This is a genomic window from Thiomicrorhabdus sp. 6S3-12 (genome assembly GCF_017571475.1).
Lineage (GTDB): Bacteria > Pseudomonadota > Gammaproteobacteria > Thiomicrospirales > Thiomicrospiraceae > Thiomicrorhabdus.
This window is the reverse complement of sequence record NZ_JAGETW010000003.1, coordinates 16,877-35,659: the sequence shown is the minus strand read 5'-3', so window position 1 is coordinate 35,659 and position 18,783 is coordinate 16,877. Positions and strand designations below refer to the sequence as shown.

Genomic DNA, 18,783 nt, shown 5'->3' with positions numbered 1-18,783 from the left:
GTTTATTTCCTGAAGGGGTTACGGCGTCGCGAGACAGTCCGAATAGGCTTGTCTGACCCAGATGTTCATCCATTGATTGATTTCCCACAGATCAACTACCGGCATTTGTGTGTAGGGTTGTAAATGGCAGTAGCCATCCGGACCAAACTCCGGCGTCATAGTGGTGGTATCGGCCTGGTTTTTTTGTCGGTACAGCCAGATCTGACGCCAGAAAGCGAGATGGGATTCGACGGCACTTTGATATTCAGGAGCGCGCGGATCGGGAACTTGCGGTCCCTGGTCGTAACCGATTCGGGCGTGGATGTGGTGGATCTGCGGAATCAGTTGTAGCAGGGTTTCCATTTCCGAATCCATCTGTCTTTCGCACACCACGCACCAGTGACTGATGTCGACAGTCAGTTTGAGATCCGGTAAAGCCTGGGCAATACGTAGCGTTGTCCAGGGGTTAAAGGTTGGTCGGCTGCGATGGGTTTCGAAACTTAATTGCAGGCCAAACTCTTCTTGCAGGCGCATCGCCTGTTCGAAAAACGCGATAGCTTCGGGTTCACTCCAGGCGTCGCAGCCGACAATACAGGTGGCGAAAAGCGGCTTGAGCGGTAGCGATTGTTCCATTTGCCGTCTGATGTCATCCAAGTGCTGTTCGCTGGACCAGCTGCGATCCGGCACATAATCTCCGCCGGAAACAATCTCGGCGATATAGTCGCACTGGTGTCTGTGCAGAGCCTCTTGCCATGCGACACTTTGAGAAAGCTCGGGAGCCCGGCCTTCGATGCCGTCGAAACCAGCGGTTTTTGCTTCGGCGCAGGCGTCTTCGATCTGCAGGGTATTGCCCCACAGGGTTTTAAAGGTTTTCAGTTGCATGACTGAGTCGGCTCTTTATTCAAAGTAGTTAGGAAAACGATTGGTTTTCAGGTAGAACTGCCAGTCGTGATTCGGCCAAAGGTCGGCCTTCTCTTTTTCACTGAGTGATTTCAGCTTACGGATGCTGTCGATTGCCAGCGCTTCGTTGTCCTGCCAGCAAAGCCCCGGAGCGACTTCGTCGCGAATATTTTCCGTCAGATCGGCGGCGTCACCGGCGAGAATGATTGGCGGGCCTTTGGGCATTTCAATCATCATCGACATGTGGCCCGCCGTATGGCCCGGGGTTTCAATGGCATTGACGCCGGGCACCAGTTCGTATTCGCCGGTTTGAATTTTCCAGTTTACCGGCAGCTCGAAATCGCTGGCGAAATAGGCGTCGTCGGCTGGTTCTTTGGCGGCTTTCATCTCTCGCTGATGGACATGGACTTCCGCGCCGCAAAATTCGCACAATCCACCGGCATGGTCGAAATGCAGATGACTGCAAAATACCATATCGATATCTTCCGGCTGCAAGCCGAGAATTTGCAGTTTATTCGGCAAGCGCTGTTCTTCGGTCATGTCTGGCGGGCCGAAAGGAAAGCCGTCGTGTTCGTAATATTTTGCACGCAGATCCGGCTGCTTGATTTTCTGATAGTCGCAGCCGACATCGAACAGGATTCGTCCGTTATCGGTTTCAATCAGATACGCGAGAATCGGTGCCTTAATGATTTCTCCCTGGCCGCGGCCACGTGTTGAAAGGGTTTTCTCGTAGGTGTGTTCACCGGTGAGAATCGACCAGAATTTTTTTACTTGGGTCATGCGGTTACTCCGTTCAAGTTAGTGTGCGGTCAGAAAAGAGACTCCGTCGACACCGATGAAACTCTCGCCTTCGTCATGTTTAACGGGCAGGTCGATCGGGTCGCCGTTGAGAATTCGCGGTATCCGGTATTTATGGAAGCTTTTGATTAGGTGGCGGAAAGTCAAAACCTGCTGATCATCATCGCCATACATCTGTTGATGCAGTTTCGGCAGTCGATACCAGGGTTGAAGCTGTTGGTGATGGTGGACGTTGTGGTAGCAGAAATTCAGAACCAGCAGATTGATCCAGGGGTATTTCACCGACAACAGGTTCGAATAGGTGTTGTGTTCTTCAAAATCGCGGTCTCTTAGGCGAGCTTCCGGGCCGCGCGGCGAGTCGAGTGTTTCGTAAACTTCGTAGGTGTGCTGATGGACGTCCATAAAGCGCATAACGGTCAAAAACAGCAGATACGCCAGCGCATAAAGCCATAGAAAGTGAATCGAAATCGACGCCAGCCAAGCGAAAAGGGCAAGACGTACGAATAAGACCGACAGAACGCGCAGACGTCGTTGACGGCGATTGGTTTTAACGAAAGGTAAAATGATCACCAGTGTGTGCATGAGAATTTCCAAAGCGGGAATGTACGCCCACTCCAGAATTTGCAGGGTTTTGAGGAAAAACGGGTGTTTTTCCAGAATCGGTCGGAAGTCGAAACTGACGATATCCGCCCGGTCCGAATGGTGGCGGTTGTGTTTGTGGACGATGTCGTTAAAGTCCGAATAGCTGCTGCCGGTAATCCATAAAAGCAATTCGCCGTACCAGCGGTTGGCCTGCTTTTTACGGAAGACGCTTTGATGGGCCGCCTCATGAATAAGGTAGGCGGCAATAACCATAGAATGGGCAAACCACAAGACCCCCGGTAGATTGAAGTACCAGCCGTCAATCAACATCCAGTATCCGCCGACCAGATAGCCGCTCAGCGCATAGCCTGTCGCCAATAGAGTCGGCAGTAGTGCATCATCGTGTCTGAATGTTTTCGTAGTCGAAGGCATTGTGGGTTACTCACTTTCAGGTGAAGAATAAAATGCAGCAACCTTAGGCAAGGTTGCTGCGTCCTAGAGGATTCGAAGGGTTACTTCGAAACGGTATTTACTGAACTTTACAAACCGTTGGTTAGACTGCCGTCAAAGTAAGCGTCGACATCCTGAGGCGCGTCATACACTTTGTTATTGACGTTAAAGTCATCAGAAATTTTTGAAGAACCGTAGATCGAATCCAGACCAGAACCTTTTTTGTAAGCCGCTTTTGCTTCTTCCAAAGTCAATAGCTTGGTACCTTTCAAGAAAGGTGCATACTCTGCTGCAGTCAGGCCAACGCGGGATGACATGATTTCCAAAGCGTCGTTACGCGTTTTAGGATCATTGATGTAATCCACTGCCTGATACCAGACTTTCAATACTTTTTCCCAGTCAGCACCGCGGGAAGCCAGGCTGGCAGGGTTGACGGATAGACCGTCATAAATGATTCCCGGTTTGTCCGCTGAGGTGAACACCGCTGATGATCCTGGAACCAGGTTCAGGGCTTGACCGGAGCTTGGCTGCCAGGCAACAATTGCGTCAACTTCGCCAGAAGCCAGAACTTGAGGGGTTTCGTTGGTCGGTACATTAACCAGAGTGACGTCAGACTCGCTCATGCCGTTTTCTTCAAGAGCGGTTAGCAGTAAAAGATGGCCGACAAAACCGACTTCAACACCGATTTTTTTGCCTTTCAATTCTTTAATGGATGAGATGCCAGGTTGCGCTACAACCATGTCGTTCCCGTTTGAATAGTCGTTGATGGCAATCATCACGCTTGGCGCACCGGTAGAGCCGGTAACAAGAGCGTCACCGTTGGTCATGCCGACCGCATCCAGCTGACCGGCTGCGAAAGCTTCCATTGATGCGACGTAGTCGAACCATTCGAATTGAACGTCAACGCCTTCTTTTTCAAACATTTTCTTTTCAATCGCAACTTCCCAGGCTACCCAGCCAGGCCAGTCGCTGTAACCGATTTTCAAAGGTTCGGCCGCATTGGCAATCCAGGAAAGGCTACTTAAAGACAAAACCGCAGCAAATTTAGCCGCTTTCTTAAATACATTTAGTTTCATAGGAGGTACTCCGCTGTTGGCTGTTGGTTATTACGAATTAATACAAGTGTAATAACCTAATTAAGCAAGAAGTGAATTTAACTTTTTAAAAATCTTTTAATATCAATTGCTTAGTTTTAAATTAGTGGGTTTTTAGCGTGTTTTCGAAAGGCGTGTTGATTTATTTTGGTTTGTTTGTGTTTTATTGTGGTGCATAAGTGCTGCTTTTCCGGATCGGCTTTGAACGATTTTTTCAGTTTGTCGAATATTTGAATTCTTACGCCGCCATGTTTTGTCGTTTTGGTGTCGCAGTTTCAAGGGCGTTTTTTAAGTTCAATGAGTACGTAATGCTTGGCGATACCTTTTTAAGGAAGCTTGAATTATGATGCGCAAATGTCCGCGCGATTTCCGCTAGGATGAAAAGTCTGGAATTTTTTAAGGGTATAGAATGAGAAAACATACGATCATGCTTGCGGCGACTTGTCTGCTGACTACCGGAAGCGTTCAGGCGGTGGATACAACCGATTACAGTCAGCCGGGTATGAAACAGATGGCTCTGGCGATGAATAAAATGCAGGATTGTATCGGGCAGGTCGATGAATTGGAGCAGAATCGGTATGAGGTTGCAATTAATCGCATGCAGAATGAGTTGCTTGATCTTTGTCGCAGCGGAAAAACAGAAGCTGCCCAGTCCAAAGCATTGGTGTTCAGCCGGGAAGCGCAAACTTCGCACTCTTTTCAACAGATGATGGCGTGTTCGAAAACGATGCGCGATCAAGGTTTTATGCCGCAATTGCCGGTGCTGTCGCTGGATCAGGACGGCAACAGTTCAGAAGCGGTATGCGATCGTTATAACTATTAAGGACTGCTGTCATCTTTTACCAGACGACTCTTTTTCTGCCTGTCCGGCGAAAGTACGACGGTTTACTGTTTTTTTGAATAGCGTGGGACGGTCATGTCGAAAATAACACCGCCGAATCGTTCAATCGGGTTGTTGGGGGCGATTGCCATCGGCGTCGGAGGAATGGTCGGCGGCGGTATTTTTGCGGTACTTGGCGAAGCGATCTCTTTTGCCGGCGGTGCCACTCCGCTTGCTTTTGTTTTCGCCGGATTGATCGCCATTCTGACGGCATACTCTTATGTGAAGTTTAGCGTGTATTTCCAGAGTCGCGGCGGCACGGTGTTTTTTGTCGATCAGGCTTTTAACCACAACCTGCTTTCCGGTAGTTTGAATCTATTTCTGTGGCTGTGCTATCTGGTGACTATTGCACTTTATGCCAAGGCCTTTGCTTCTTACGGACTGACCTTCGTCGAGTCGCCGTCTTCTTTTTTGGCGCACTTTCTGATCAGTCTGGCTATTGTGGTGCCGATGTTGATTAACTTAATCAGCAGCGGGTTTGTCAGTCGTTCGGAAACGCTGATTGTTGCGATTAAGCTGCTTTTGCTGTTATTGATTATGGTTTTTGGCGTCGGGACAGTGGAAGGTGAGCGACTGTCGACGCAGCACTGGATGCCGGCGTTTAATGTTTTTATTGCGGGCATGATTATTTTTGTCGCTTATGAAGGGTTTGAATTGATTTCCAATGCGGCCGAAGAGATCAAGCAGCCGGAACGCAATTTGCCTCGGGCCTTTTATGTTTCGGTGGTCGGTGTGCTACTGCTGTATGTCGGTATTGCAATAATCGCCATCGGCAGTGTTCCTGAAGAAAAATTACTCGACGCGAAAGATTATGTCTTGGCAATCGCGGCCGAACCGGCGCTCGGGACCGTCGGTTTTCAGTTGGTCGCGGTGGCGGCATTATTGGCGACATTTTCGGCAATTAACGCGACGATTTACGGTAACGCGCGTTTGGGATACTTGATTGCCAAGGAAGGGGAGCTGCCAGAGGCGTTGGATCATGAAACGCGTGCAATTCCGGTGAACGGTGTTATGACGATCGCTGCGATCAGTTTGTTGTTGGCCAATAGCATAGATTTAACCGAAATCGCAATTCTTGGCAGTGCCGGTTTTTTATTGATTTTTACCGTTATTAACTTCGGCGCTTTTCGCCTGAGGAATAAGATCGGCGCGTCGGGTGTCATTACGTTGTTAGCCGCAATTATCAGTGCGCTTGCTTTGCTTACATTGCTTTACCAGACGGTTTTGAGTAATCCAATTGCCGTAGCGGTTTTTGCAGGGTTTATTTGCGTTGCCGGGTTGTTTGAATGGTTTTATGGTCGAATGATCCGCAAGCATTGGTTTCGCCGTCGTTATGCTTGAATACCCGGTTAAGTCTGACTCTTTTCGCGAGGCAGTGGGCGTCGGCAGCAAGCGGTTTTGAAGATTTCAGGCCTCAGGAGTGGTTTTTGACGATTTGACAATAAAGATCGTTCCCATTAGAATCCCCACACTCATTCGGAACTGAAGGTTTATGGTGTTAAACGCCGGCGACGGCTTCGGTTTTCTTAAACGGCAGTCAAGTGGCTGTTGTTGATGTTTAAGACGGAATTTTGTTGTTAATTATTTCGTTATTATCCGAATATTCCCAATATGGTAACTCTGTTCGTCCCCTCGCGACGCTAAGTTGGAAACCCCGCCAGGTCCGGAAGGAAGCAACGGTACCTTCTGATGCGTGCGCCGAGGTAAGGCGGGCAGGGTTGCCTCCATTTCCAATCTGAATTTCTCCCCATTTTGTTAGCCTTAACGGTAAAATAGCAGGCAATTTGCGACCTGATTCTGGCATTCTTTTTCGCCGGTCCTCAGTGGTTTTTCTTTACAGGCATGAACAAGGTTTAAGCATGAGTTATAGCGTTTTAGCGAGAAAGTGGCGTCCGAAAAACTTTTCCGAGCTGGTTGGTCAACAACATGTCATGCAAGCTCTAGCGAATGCACTTGATCAGCAGCGTCTGCACCATGCTTATCTTTTTACCGGAACCCGTGGGGTCGGTAAAACCACGATTGCCCGAATATTCGCCAAAGCGCTCAATTGCGAAACCGGAATCAGTTCTACGCCTTGCGGTCATTGTGAAGTGTGTCGTTCGATCGATGAAGGACGTTTTATTGATCTGATCGAGGTTGATGCCGCATCGAAGACGAAAGTGGACGATACCCGCGAAATTCTCGAAAACGTTCAGTTTGCGCCGACTCAAGGGCGTTTTAAAGTTTATCTGATCGATGAAGTGCATATGCTTTCCAAGAGCAGTTTCAATGCATTGCTGAAAACCCTGGAAGAGCCACCCGAGCACGTAAAATTCCTGCTGGCGACGACCGATCCGCATAAGCTTCTGAATACTGTTTTGTCCCGCTGTCTGCAGTTTAATCTGATGCGATTGACCCAGGTGCAGATACAGAATCACCTGCAGTATATTTTGCAGCAGGAAAATATTCCGTATGAAGAGAGCGCTCTGGCATTGATCGCCAAAAGCGCCGATGGTTCGGCGCGAGACGCTTTGAGTCTGCTTGATCAGGCGATCGCATACGGAGCCGGTAAGATTGAGTTTCAGCCGGTGCAAACCATGCTGGGGCTGGTCGATCAACAATTTGTATTACGTATTCTGCAGGCGCTGGCCGAGGATAGCTCCGCTGCAATCAAAGACGTGATGCAGGAACTGGCGATGATGGGTGTAGACTATGATGCTCTGTTGGCCAGTTTGAGTGAAACCTTGCATGAAATCACTTATTTCCAATTGTTCGGCGAGGCGGCAAATTTCGATAGCCTTCCGCAGGAACTTTTGCAGGCGCTGTCCCAGGCTCTCAGTCCCGAAAGAGTCCAGACACTTTATCAGATCAGCCTTTTGACCAAGCAGGATATGCAGTTGGCTCCGGATAGCCGTATCGGTTTCGAGATGGGGCTGATGCGTATGTTTGCTTTTGATCCGCAGCAGCTTGCGACCTCGGCTGTAAAGGATGGGGGGGCTGTTGAGACGGTTACTCCGGTTTCCGAGGTAGATCCTTCTGCGGCCTTGGCTTCGTTGAAGAGTGGCTTGCAAAATTTTACCGAACAGAAGTCGAGCGCAGCCCCTGAAGTCAAAGCACAAGTGTTAAGTCCGTCTGTTGAGCAAAGCGCCAATTCGGCAGCACCAGTTGCTTCGGAAACGGCTCAGCAAGTCTCGCCGCAAAGCGAGCAGGACTTTGGGCTTAGCAGCGGGGATGTCGATCCGCAGGAGAGTGTTCTCGAGACGCTTGATCCTCAGGTTGCGGTAGCGCAAATGTCGTCGGCACGTAATCTGGTTGGAAAAGAGATTACACCTAAAAAACCGGTAGTGCCGGAATCGAATGAGGTTCAGATGCCGCAAGAGAATGGGCCGTCGTTGGCGGAGCAGATGCTTGCGGGGTTTGATTCGCTGGGAAAGCCTGATGCGCCGCAAAACGCGGAGCCGGTAGAGCAGCCGAAATCGGATTTGGAAAAACAGGTTGCCCAGATGGGGATGGGGGCAATGGAAAGATCTGCTCCTGTCGCGGATAACCAAGCAGATTTTTCCCCGATTTCGAATCAACCGGAAATACCTGCTTCGTCGCATACCGAATTGTCGGCGCCGGTCGATGTGTTTTCAGAGGTTCCGCCGTGGGTGAACGAACCGATTATCGAGCCTTCTGCCGGACATTCTTTTGACGAAGTTTCCCAGTCATTCGCTGATAATGCTGCCGGTTTCGGCTCTGCGGCGCCTTTTGAACCGACCTATGCAGAAAATTCGTCGGATGCTGCAATTCAAAACGATCCTTCGCTTGACATGCCGTCTGCCTCTATGCCTTCTGACGATACGCAGAATTTATCAAATCCGCATGAAACTGCCTTTGAGATGAGCAGTGTGCCTGCGGTGCAGATTAGTGCCTCGGCGCAGGAAAAAATGCAATTATGGCAGGAGCTGATCGAAGGGATGCAGTTAAAAGGCATGGTGCTGGAAATTGCATCGCAGTCGGTTCTGCTTTCTAAAGATGCGTCCCAGTTGCAGATTGCGGTCAATCCCGAGCAGGATTTCTCCCGGCAGCACGTCGCCATGCAACAGTTTAATGATGAGGTCGGCAGTCGGTTGGGTCTGGAATTACAGGTTCTGGACGGCTCGATGTTTGATCGTGAGCAGCTTACGCCTCGGCAGCTTGAGGCGAGACGAATTGAAGAGCGGCAGAAGCAGGCGGAAAACGCGATTGCTCAAGACCCTGTTTTGCATAATTTAATGTCTTTGTTGAATTTACAGGTGTTGCCGGATTCGGTAAAACCTTTGTAATGTGTTTAATTTATATTGTTTGAGAGGTGAAAAATGTTTGGTGGTAAAGGTGGTTTAGGTAACCTAATGAAGCAGGCGCAGGAAATGCAGGAAAATATGCAGAAAGCGCAGGAAGAAATCGCCAAAATGGAAGTCTCCGGCGAAGCGGGCGGTGGCCTGGTTAAAGTTATCATGACCGGAAAGCACGAGTTGGTGAAGGTTGAATTGGATGATTCCCTGATGGATGACCGTGAAATGCTTGAAGATCTTGTCGCCGCTGCGGTCAATAGTGCAAGCCGTATGGTTGAAGAGAAGTCTCAGGAAAAGATGGGCTCCTTGACCGCGGGTGTCAACTTGCCCCCTGGCATGAAAATGCCTTTTTGATAAGGAAGATCAATGCAAACGCCTTTAATTGATGATTTAATTGCAACATTGAAGGTTCTACCCGGTGTTGGCGCAAAATCTGCTCAACGCATGGCATATCATCTTTTAGAGCGTGACCGAAAAGGCGGTTTACGTTTGGCCAAAGCTCTGGAAACGGCAATGGAAAATGTCGGGCACTGTAAAGAGTGTCGGACGTTTTCGGAAACCGAGTTTTGTCCGATATGCGCATCGCACAAACGTATTCGTTCCGAAATCTGTGTTGTCGAATCTCCCGCGGATATCGCGGTTATTGAACAGTCAGGGATTTTTAAAGGGGTTTATTTTGTCTTGATGGGGCGTTTGTCCCCTATTGACGGCATAGGACCCGATGAAATCGCTCTGCCACAACTGGAAGAGCGTCTACAGAGCGGTGGGATTGATGAGATGATCATTGCCACCAACCCGACGGTAGAAGGAGAGGCCACGGCGCATTATTTGCAGCAGATGGCTAAAAACAGTGGGATCAAGGTGTCTCGTCTGGCTCAGGGAATTCCTCTGGGCGGCGAATTAGAATACTTAGATTCGGGCACGCTCGCCCAAGCATTTATTTCAAGAAAAGAGGTATAGTCTCATGAAAATGTCAGTCTCCGGTCTCTTATTGGCTTTCTGGATTGCGTTGTTAACCGGGTGTGGAGGGCCGGGGAGTTCTGATAATTTTGAGTCTCCAGTGGTTGGGCTGAATGCCAAAATGACCGTTGACTCGGTTGAAACTACGGATATTCCTGCCGGAGGCACTGCAGATGTCTATCTACTTCTTCTCGATGAAGAAGGTTTTCCTATTTCAAATGTGGCTGTTGTTCTTGAAGCTTCTTCCGGAACTTTATCTGACAGTAGTGTTGTGACCGGATCCAATGGTGAGGCTATGGTGACACTGTCAGCTCCTGCGACTGGAGAAGCGGGGTCGCTGACAGCATCTGCCGCTACGGGTGATAGCGCTTCTATCAGCTATGTTGTTATTGATAACGGCTCTTCCGGTGGAACGACAATTACCAACTCTGCCGGTATTAATTTAACTTTGACAGTTGCATCAACCGGTGAGGAGTCATTTTCATCGACTGAAGATTTCAGAGTCAATATTCTTTTGTTGGATTCCAACGGAGATCCTGTTCCTCAATCAATTGTGAATGTGTCTGCAACTTCCGGTTCTTTGGTTCAAAACCAGCTTTTGACGGATGCGAATGGTGAAGCTTCGATTGATATTAATGCACCTGAAAGCTTGACGGTGGGCACGGCACCGGGCACTTTTACGGCTTCTTCCGAGACCGGCTATAGCGCAAAGGTAAATTATGAATTCGTGGCAACCGGCACTGTTGGCGAGGGTGAAGTGCCGCCTGCAGCATCTATTCAGTTCATTGCGCCGTCAACGCCTATTATTATGTCCCTAAAAGGGACAGGTGGTTATGGCTATGGAGAAACGGCTCAAGTCAGTTTTAAAGTTGTCGATGATGCAGGGAATCCTGTGCAGGGAGCCACAATTGAATTTGGCTTGACGACTGAAGTAGGTGGTTTGTCATTGTCAGCTCTTGAAGCAGTTTCAAATGCTGCGGGAGAGGTTTCGACTACCGTTCAGGCCGGAACTATTGCGACACCGGTTCGTGTTACTGCGACAATGACGCTGGATAGTGGTGAGGTGGTATTCGTACAATCTGACTTACTGACGGTCACAACCGGTATTCCGGATCAGAATAGTATGAGCCTGTCTCTAGAGACATTTGCTCCAGAGTCTCTTGGGATAGACGGGGTTACAGTTCCGGTAACCATTCGTTTGGCTGATCGAAACAACAATCCTGTACCGGACGGGACTGTGGTGAATTTTACAACCGAAGGCGGACGTATCGGGGATGCTGGTTCTGACGGTTCATGCGTAACATCAGACAGCGAGTGTTCGGTGACTTGGACAAGTCAGAACCCTCGTCCAGCTGATCATCGTGTACAGATTATTGCCTATGCTATCGGGCATGAGAGTTATTATGATCGAAATGCAGATGGCATCTTTAACGATGGCGATGTTTTTGATGATATGAAAGAAGCTTATCGCGATGATGATGAAAGCGGACATTTTGATGCAACGGCAACGGAAGCCTTTGTTAATGATTTTGCCCGAGATGAGCGCTTTATCGATTACAACAGTAATCAGGTATTTGATCACGAGGACGGTGCTTTCAATGGTGTTCCATGTGAGCACACCACTGATTGTGTGGTTGATCCGCAAACGACCTTAACCAATGTTCGTGCGCAAGCGACTTTGATTATGGCGGGTTCATTTGCTACACCGCACTTGTTAGCGACTACAGCTGGAAGCTGTTTGGATGGAAACGGCAAACTGAAAACTGATGGGAGTTGTTCGTCGAATATTACTTTCGGTACAGGTGCGGATTTTGCGGTTCTTTGGGTGATGGCAGAAGATAGTGCTGCTTTGTGTCACGATGGTACAGGGAACGGAATGCAGGATCCTGTGACTCCGTTACCTTATGTACGTGTGGATACAGTAGATCCTGAGGATGTAGCTTGTACTGCGGCGATTCGTCAATCTCCTGCAACGGGATCCAGTATTGAGGTGACGTCTGATATAGGTGATCTTTCGGAGATTCCGGTTGACACTGTTGATAATCAGCTTGGCGCGGTCGAGTTCTATATGGTGCTTGCTTCCAGCCCTGATAATGCTACAACAGAAGTTGGAACTGTTGAGTTGGTGGTGACTTCTCCGTCAGGTAAAAAATCGACGACTTATATTACGGTGACAGACCCGGCGAATTAATCGATAACAGGCATAAAAAAACCCGCTTTAAGCGGGTTTTTTTATGGGGTCTGGAAATAGTAATGTCTTAGGATTTCGCCATTAGGAATTCCAACAGTGCCTTTTGTGCATGCAGGCGGTTTTCAGCTTCGTCCCAGATAACGGACTGTTTGCCGTCGATCACCTCTGCAGTGACTTCTTCGCCGCGATGCGCTGGCAGGCAGTGCATGAACAGGGCGGTATCTTTGGCGCAGGCCATCAGCTCTTCGTTGACCTGATAGTCGGCAAAGGCCTTTTCTCGTAAACGCTGTTCTTCTTCCTGTCCCATGCTGGCCCAGACGTCGGTTACGATGAGATCGGCATTGGCTGCAGCATCTTTGCTGTTGCGAACGATTTCGACGCGATCGGCGTGCTGTTCAACTAGTTCAGGATTCGGATCGTAGCCTTCAGGACAGGCGATACGCAGTTTGAAGTCGTATTGTTCGGCCGCATTGATATAGGAGTGGCACATGTTATTGCCGTCACCGATCCAGGCAACCGTTTTACCGGCGATACTGCCGCGGTGCTCGTAATAAGTCTGCATGTCCGCCAGTAGCTGACATGGATGGAAGTCATCGGTCAGAGCGTTGATGATCGGAACTTTAGAGTATTCCGCCATTTTTTGAATGACATCATGTCCGAAGGTACGGATCATAATGGCATCCGCCATGCTGGAGATGACGCGCGCTGAATCTTCGATCGGCTCGCCGCGACCAAGTTGACTGTCTCGCGGCGATAGAAAAATCGCATGTCCGCCCAGTTGAGTCATGCCGATCTCAAAAGAGAGTCGGGTACGTGTCGAGGATTTTTCAAAAATCATCGCCAGCGTTTGATTCTTCAGGGGTTCGTAGATTTCACCATCCTTCTGGCGTTTCTTAAGTTCGATGCCGCGCTGCAGTACAATCTGCAACTCGTCTTTGCTTAAGTCCTTTAAGGTCAAAAAGTGTCTTACAGTCATAATAAAATTTTTTAGTTGTTAATTTGTTTGAGTAAAGTCTTTGACAAGCTGGCTGACAACCGTGATTAACTGTTGTGTTTGCTCTTGTGTCATGACAAATGGCGGCAGCAGACGGATTGTGTCTCCGCGGGTAACGTTAATCAGCACGCCTTTTTCCAGTGCTTGGGCAACCAGTTCCCCACAGGGTTTGTTTAGTTGAATGCCGATCATATAGCCCTTGCCGCGAATATTGGTGACGGCATCAATGCCTTGTAAAGCGTCTTTGAAGTCCAGGAGCAGTTGCTCGCCTTTCTGCGCGACATGTTCGATATAGTTGTGAACTTCCAGTGTGTTGATTACTGCGGAAGCTGCCGAGCAGGCCAATAGGTTGCCGCCGAAAGTCGTTCCGTGATTTCCGGGAACCAGAATGTCGGTGGCTTTCTTAGCGGCTACGGTGGCGCCGATAGGCATGCCGTTTCCTAAAGCTTTTGCCAGGCTAAGGACGTCCGGGATAATATCTTCGTGCTGATAGGCAAACCATTTTCCGGTACGGCCGATTCCGGTCTGGATTTCATCAATCATCAGTAGCCAGTCGTTGCGGTCGCAGATTTCCCGTAAGGTTTTCAGGTAACCGGCTTGAGGAACGTGAACACCACCTTCTCCCTGTACGGGTTCAACCAGAATGGCGACGATATCCGAGTCTTTTTCCAGGGCTTCGACGGCGCCGATATTATCGAAAGGTACGCGTTCAAAGCCTTCGACCAGAGGATAGAAGCCTTCGTGAACTTTAGGGTTGCCGGTTGCGCTTAAGGTTGCCAGAGTACGCCCGTGAAAACTGTTTTCCATGACGATAATTTTGGGATGTGTAATCCCTTTTTGGTTGGCGTATTTGCGGGCGATTTTAATGGCCGCTTCGTTGGCCTCGGCTCCTGAATTGCAGAAAAATACCTGCTCCATTCCCGACAGGTCGCATAGCTTTTCGGCAAGTTGTTGTTGTTTGTCGATCTGATACAGGTTCGAGGTGTGCAGAAGCGTCTGGCTCTGCTCGCAGATCGCTTCGGCGATTGCCGGGTGCGCATGTCCCAAGCTGCAGACGGCGATGCCGCTGACCGCGTCAAGATAGCTTTTCCCTTCCGTATCCTGCAATAATGCCCCTTGTCCTTTGACAAAGCTAACCGGTAGGCGGGCATAGGTGTTCATTAGTTTTGACATCGAGGTTTCCTTTCTCTTGTTCTCCGGCAGTGTGTTTTTGCTATTGAGTGCCGGGTGACGCCATTTAAGTTCTGTTTTTGTTATCTAATTCGTTGCGATTCGCGCGCTGCATAAATAAAAAAAGCAACCGTGAAAGGCATTTTTCAACGATTTCTGGTGCAAGGACTTCTCTTTAAAGAGCCCAGCGTTGAAACTCGGTTCAAAAATACATTCCAAATATGGTTGCTTTTCTTGTTGAATCCGTTGTGTTGTCGGAACAGCAAATAGATGATTTTATCTGTTGCAGAGTAAATTTCAAGTTATTGGCTGTGTTTTTCTTTTTTTAAGTCTAAGGAATTGATGTTTAACAATATTTTGTCGCAGTAAATTTTTCGCGAGTGGAAAATTATTTATACACCATTTCCTTATATTCGTTAAAATACTTGGTCATATTTTCAATGTTGGCGGGATGATGTTTTCGCCATCGCAATTCACTGTTTTTTGGAGTAAGAATTCAATGCAAACAATGGCAGATAGAGACGGCCTGATCTGGCTGGACGGAGAAATGGTTCCTTGGCGTGAGGCGAAAGTTCACGTCCTAACGCATACGCTTCATTACGGTATGGGTGTCTTTGAAGGTGTCCGAGCCTATGAGGCGGAGCAAGGAACTTCTATTTTTCGTCTTGACGCTCACACGCAGCGTCTGATTAATTCTGCCAAAATCATGAATATGCCAATGCCGTACGATAAAGAAACGCTTGATGAAGCTCAGCGTATGGCCGTTCGTGAAAATAATTTGAAATCGGCTTATATCCGACCAATGGCTTTTTACGGTTCCGAAGGTATGGGATTGCGTGCGGATAATCTGAAGGTGCATGTAATGGTCGCTGCTTGGGAATGGGGCGCCTATATGGGTGAAGAGAACCTGACCAAAGGAATTAAGATTGCGACCTCTTCGTACACGCGTCACCATGTCAACGTTACCATGACCAAAGCAAAATCCAACGGTCAGTACATGAACTCGATGCTTGCCTTGCAGGAAGCGGTTGCGCATGGCTGCGACGAAGCGCTGCTGTTGGATGTCGACGGTTATGTGTCCGAAGGTTCCGGTGAGAACTTCTTTATGGTTAAAGACGGTGTTCTTTACACGCCTGAGCTGACCTCGTGTCTGGACGGCATTACCCGTAAAACCATTATGCAGCTGGCTAAGGAAAATGGTCTGGAAGTCCGTGAGAAACGCATTACCCGTGATGAAGTGTATATCGCAGATGAAGCTTTCTTTACTGGTACTGCGGCGGAAGTGACGCCTATCCGTGAGTTGGATAACCGTCCGATCGGTTGTGGATCGCGTGGTCCGATTACCGAAAAGCTACAGTCGCAGTATTTTGATATTGTTCACGGCCGTTCACCGTCTCATATGGATTGGTTGACGCCGGTCGCTTAATTCAGGCTAAAAAAGGAGAGCCAGATGTCATCAAACTCAACCAATAGCCAAAAGCAGTATGAAGTAACGCATAAAGATCTTCCGTTGCACTGCCCGACACCGGATATGAGTAAATGGAATTCGCATCCTCGTGTTTATCTGCCGATCGAAAAAACCGGTAAGGCGAAATGTCCTTACTGTGGCGCAGATTACATTCTGACGGATTTTGATCCGAGTGCGCCAACAGGACATTAAGTTGTGTTCTGAAGGATAAGAAAAAACCGCCGAATGGCGGTTTTTTTGTATTTAACGGAAGTTATAGCTTCAAGTCCCAGCGGTTATGTACCCACAGGTATTGTTCAGGTGCCTGTCGTATGGCGTCTTCATAGAGGTGATGCAGTCGTAATGTGTCCTGATAATCGTCGCCGCTTGGAAAGTTTTCCAGTGCCGGCAAAAAGGTGACTTCGTAGTGAATGCCTGAGTCGTCTTCAATTCGCCGGGTAAAAGTCGGCACTACGGCGCAACCGGTTAATTTGGCAATTTTGGATGTGGCCGGATTGCTTGGACATTCTTTGCCGAACAAGGGCACCATGATCGAACCTTTGGAACGATACTTCTGGTCCGGTAAAAAGGTCATGGCGCCGCCTTTTTTTAATACTTTGAGCATTAAACGTGTATTGGCGTTGGATACCGGTTCCACCTTGTCGCCATTGTCGAATTCAATACTGCGGCCCTGCGCGATCAGGTAATCCATAAAAGGGTTGTCGTGTGGGCGGTAGACTGCGTGGTAGTTGGTTAAAAACGAAACAAACAGGCCGGTAACTTCCAGAGTGGTGAAGTGCGGAGCCAGTATAAGCACGCCCTTGCCTTGTTCAATGGTGTCTAATAAGTTTTGTTCGCCTTGATAGCGAATGATGGATCTTTCAAAGGCATTTTTGTGGTTGCGTTTGTGGTCGCCATGCCAGATGATTGCCATTTCGGCAAAGCTCATACCCAAGCTGGCGAAATGCGCCTTTAGAAGAGCTTTCTGTTCGACGACGGTTTTTTCGGGAAAGGCGATTTTGATGTTTTCCAGAGCGATTTTCCGGCGCTTGAAGGCCAGCAGATACATCAGTTTTCCAAGTGCGCTGCCGACTTTGAATTTGTATCGGTAAGGCAATAGGCTCAATAAACGTAAAATGCCTACGCCAAACCAAATTCCCCAATATTTCGGGTGATAAAAGGCGGTCTGTAATTTGGATGGCGTTTTAACCTTTCTGGCCATCTTCCAAATCTCCTTGTTGGTATAAGCTGGCATAGAGTCCGTTTTCAGCCAGAAGCTGATGATGACTGCCGCATTCGATCAGTCTTCCATGTTCCAAAACGACAATTTGATCGGCATTTTCAATGGTACTGAGGCGGTGCGCGATAATAATCACGGTTCGATTCTGGCGTAATTCTTCCATCGCTTGCTGAATCATTTTCTCGCTTTGGTTGTCGAGAGCAGAGGTGGCCTCGTCCATAATCAATACCGGAGCGTCCTTCAGAAAGGCGCGTGCCAGCGCAATGCGCTGCCGCTGTCCTCCGGAAAGAAGACTTCCGTTGTCGCCGATATTGGTGTTTAAGCCTTCAGGCAGTTTTTCGATAAACTCCCAAGCGTGCGCTTTTTTGGCCGCGGCAATGATCTTCTCTTGGTCGAAATCACTGTGCCCGTAAGCGATATTGGCAGCGATGGTATCATTGAAAAGCACAATATTCTGGCTGACGAAAGCGATGTTGTCACGGTAGTGGTTAAGCTCAATTTCGTGCAGAGGGTGGCCGTCTAAAGTAATAACACCGGAGCTTGGTTCATAAAAACGCGCGACGAGGTTGGCGATCGTCGATTTTCCGCTTCCGGATTGCCCGACCAAGGCGGTGGTTTGCTTGGCGGGAATGGTCAGGTTGAAATTTTCAAAGGTTTTGTTTTCGCTGTTCGGATAGCGGAAGCCGAGCTGATTGAATTGTATTTCACCGCGGATTGCGTCCAAAGTCGTTGTACCCTTGTTGGTTTCGTCCGGCTGATCGAGCAGTTCGAAAATACTTTCGGCCGCGGCCATACCTTTCTGAACTGTTTCGTTGATATTCGTCAGGCGGCGAATCGGTTCGAAGGTCAGTGCCATAGCCGTAATGTAGGAAAGCAATTCCCCCGGAGTAAACATGTCCTGAGCCGACATCTGCATCGCAATATAGACCACAATGGAGAGCGCAATGGCCGCCAGTATCTGAACCAGAGGAACGTTTAACGCCGAGACTTTTGTGACATTCAAGGTGTTTTTCAGGAGGCTTCTGGCGGTATTCTGGAAGCGTTCCTGTTCATAAGATTCCGCGCCATAGATTTTAATGTCCTGATAGGCGTTTAGTCCTTCTTCAAGCTGGTGAGTCATCTGGCCCATGTCGGATTGCATGTTACGGCTGGACTGGCGCATCAGTTTACTGGCCTTGTCGATGATAATGGCGACAATCGGGCCGATAATCAGCATAAGCAGGGTCAGTTGCCACGAGATATAGAGCAGATAGGCGAAGAGCGCCAGAACCGTCAGGGTGTCGCGGATGATAATAACCCAGGCCGTCGAAAGTGCATTGCTCGCCTGTGGCACGTCATAAGTGATTTTCGACATCAGTTTGCCGGTCGAATAAGACTGAAATTGGCTGAAGGGCAGGGATTGCATTTTCCGGTACATTGCCGAGCGGATGTCGAGAATGGCGTTTTGTGCAATCCATTGGCTGAATACCTTGCTGAAGTATTCGGCAACCCCTTTGATTATAAAGACTCCGGCCAGCAGCAACGGCATCAAAATAAACGAGTCCGGGTTTTTGGCAATCAGGCTTTCGTCGACCAGGTCTTTCAGGATCATCGCCGTGGCAGGTTCCATTGCTGCTATGACAAGTAATGAGACAAGGGTGACGGCGATCAGTTTCTTGTACGGGAAGATATAGCCGAGCAGTCGTCTGTATAGCCGTAATGTTTGCTTATCGAGCATGAGGGAACCGTAATCCTCTATATTTTATCTGTTCAGCAGCCATTGACGTGATAGTGTTTACACGTTTCTTAAAGCGCCTGTTATTA

16 protein-coding genes and 1 other RNA gene are annotated in these 18,783 nt (G+C 48.7%); 9 read left to right on the top strand and 8 right to left on the bottom strand.

From position 1 onward, the window contains the following. Positions 1–18: 18 nt before the first annotated feature. From J3999_RS04465 to J3999_RS04450, 4 genes are all read right to left on the bottom strand, one after another. Complete coding sequence (locus J3999_RS04465) at positions 19–861, bottom strand: sugar phosphate isomerase/epimerase (RefSeq protein ID WP_208126769.1); 843 nt, start codon at positions 859–861, stop codon at positions 19–21. Between the two features lie 15 nt (positions 862–876). Next, positions 877–1,659 carry an N-acyl homoserine lactonase family protein gene (locus J3999_RS04460; protein WP_173284217.1) on the bottom strand — a complete coding sequence of 261 codons (783 nt, stop codon included), beginning with the start codon at positions 1,657–1,659 and terminating at the stop codon, positions 877–879. Between the two features lie 18 nt (positions 1,660–1,677). Next, a complete protein-coding gene (locus J3999_RS04455; protein WP_208126768.1) occupies positions 1,678–2,691 on the bottom strand; it encodes a fatty acid desaturase in 1,014 nt (337 codons plus the stop codon). 107 nt (positions 2,692–2,798) lie between these two features. After that, the gene (locus tag J3999_RS04450) at positions 2,799–3,785 is read right to left on the bottom strand and encodes an ABC transporter substrate-binding protein (RefSeq protein WP_173284219.1); all 987 of its coding nucleotides are present in this window, start codon (positions 3,783–3,785) and stop codon (positions 2,799–2,801) included. A 427-nt stretch (positions 3,786–4,212) separates the two neighbouring features. Here J3999_RS04450 and J3999_RS04445 point away from each other — a divergent pair, with 427 nt between their 5' ends. The 7 genes from J3999_RS04445 (at position 4,213) to J3999_RS04415 (ending at position 12,129) form a co-directional block, all read left to right on the top strand. Continuing rightward, positions 4,213–4,626 (top strand): hypothetical protein, encoded by a 414-nt coding sequence (locus J3999_RS04445; protein ID WP_173284220.1) that lies wholly within the window; start codon positions 4,213–4,215, stop codon positions 4,624–4,626. A 93-nt stretch (positions 4,627–4,719) separates the two neighbouring features. Then, complete coding sequence (locus J3999_RS04440) at positions 4,720–6,024, top strand: APC family permease (RefSeq protein WP_208126767.1); 1,305 nt, start codon at positions 4,720–4,722, stop codon at positions 6,022–6,024. Positions 6,025–6,304: 280 nt separating this feature from the next. After that, positions 6,305–6,401: signal recognition particle sRNA small type (ffs, locus tag J3999_RS04435), an RNA gene on the top strand. A gap of 141 nt (positions 6,402–6,542) precedes the next feature. Then, complete coding sequence (gene dnaX, locus J3999_RS04430) at positions 6,543–8,969, top strand: DNA polymerase III subunit gamma/tau (RefSeq protein WP_208126766.1); 2,427 nt, start codon at positions 6,543–6,545, stop codon at positions 8,967–8,969. 33 nt (positions 8,970–9,002) lie between these two features. Beyond that, positions 9,003–9,332, top strand: a complete 330-nt coding sequence (locus J3999_RS04425) for a YbaB/EbfC family nucleoid-associated protein (RefSeq protein WP_173284223.1) — start codon at positions 9,003–9,005, stop codon at positions 9,330–9,332. Positions 9,333–9,344: 12 nt separating this feature from the next. Beyond that, on the top strand, positions 9,345–9,938 hold the full coding sequence (gene recR, locus J3999_RS04420; protein WP_173284224.1) for a recombination mediator RecR: 594 nt from the start codon (positions 9,345–9,347) through the stop codon (positions 9,936–9,938). A gap of 4 nt (positions 9,939–9,942) precedes the next feature. Then, positions 9,943–12,129, top strand: coding sequence for an Ig-like domain-containing protein (locus J3999_RS04415; protein WP_208126765.1), 2,187 nt, complete (start codon positions 9,943–9,945; stop codon positions 12,127–12,129). A 67-nt stretch (positions 12,130–12,196) separates the two neighbouring features. On the opposite strand, the gene argF is transcribed toward J3999_RS04415, so the two are convergent. Together argF and J3999_RS04405 are read right to left on the bottom strand one after the other, a co-directional pair. Then, entirely contained in the window at positions 12,197–13,105 is a 909-nt protein-coding gene (gene argF / locus J3999_RS04410) for an ornithine carbamoyltransferase (protein WP_208126764.1), read from the bottom strand. Positions 13,106–13,123: 18 nt separating this feature from the next. Continuing rightward, positions 13,124–14,296: an aspartate aminotransferase family protein gene (locus tag J3999_RS04405; protein ID WP_208126763.1), complete on the bottom strand. Its 1,173-nt coding sequence runs from the start codon at positions 14,294–14,296 to the stop codon at positions 13,124–13,126. Between the two features lie 496 nt (positions 14,297–14,792). On the opposite strand from J3999_RS04405, the gene J3999_RS04400 reads away from it, so the two are divergent. Further along, entirely contained in the window at positions 14,793–15,719 is a 927-nt protein-coding gene (locus tag J3999_RS04400) for a branched-chain amino acid transaminase (protein WP_208126762.1), read from the top strand. A gap of 24 nt (positions 15,720–15,743) precedes the next feature. Next, positions 15,744–15,953, top strand: a complete 210-nt coding sequence (locus tag J3999_RS04395) for a zinc-finger domain-containing protein (protein ID WP_208126761.1) — start codon at positions 15,744–15,746, stop codon at positions 15,951–15,953. 61 nt (positions 15,954–16,014) lie between these two features. Here the strand turns inward: J3999_RS04395 and J3999_RS04390 are convergent, their stop codons facing one another. Next, a complete protein-coding gene (locus J3999_RS04390) occupies positions 16,015–16,962 on the bottom strand; it encodes a lysophospholipid acyltransferase family protein (protein ID WP_208126760.1) in 948 nt (315 codons plus the stop codon). Then, positions 16,946–18,697: a lipid A export permease/ATP-binding protein MsbA gene (msbA, locus tag J3999_RS04385; RefSeq protein ID WP_208126759.1), complete on the bottom strand. Its 1,752-nt coding sequence runs from the start codon at positions 18,695–18,697 to the stop codon at positions 16,946–16,948. The genes J3999_RS04390 and msbA overlap by 17 nt, the downstream gene beginning before the upstream one ends. Positions 18,698–18,783 lie beyond the last annotated feature (86 nt).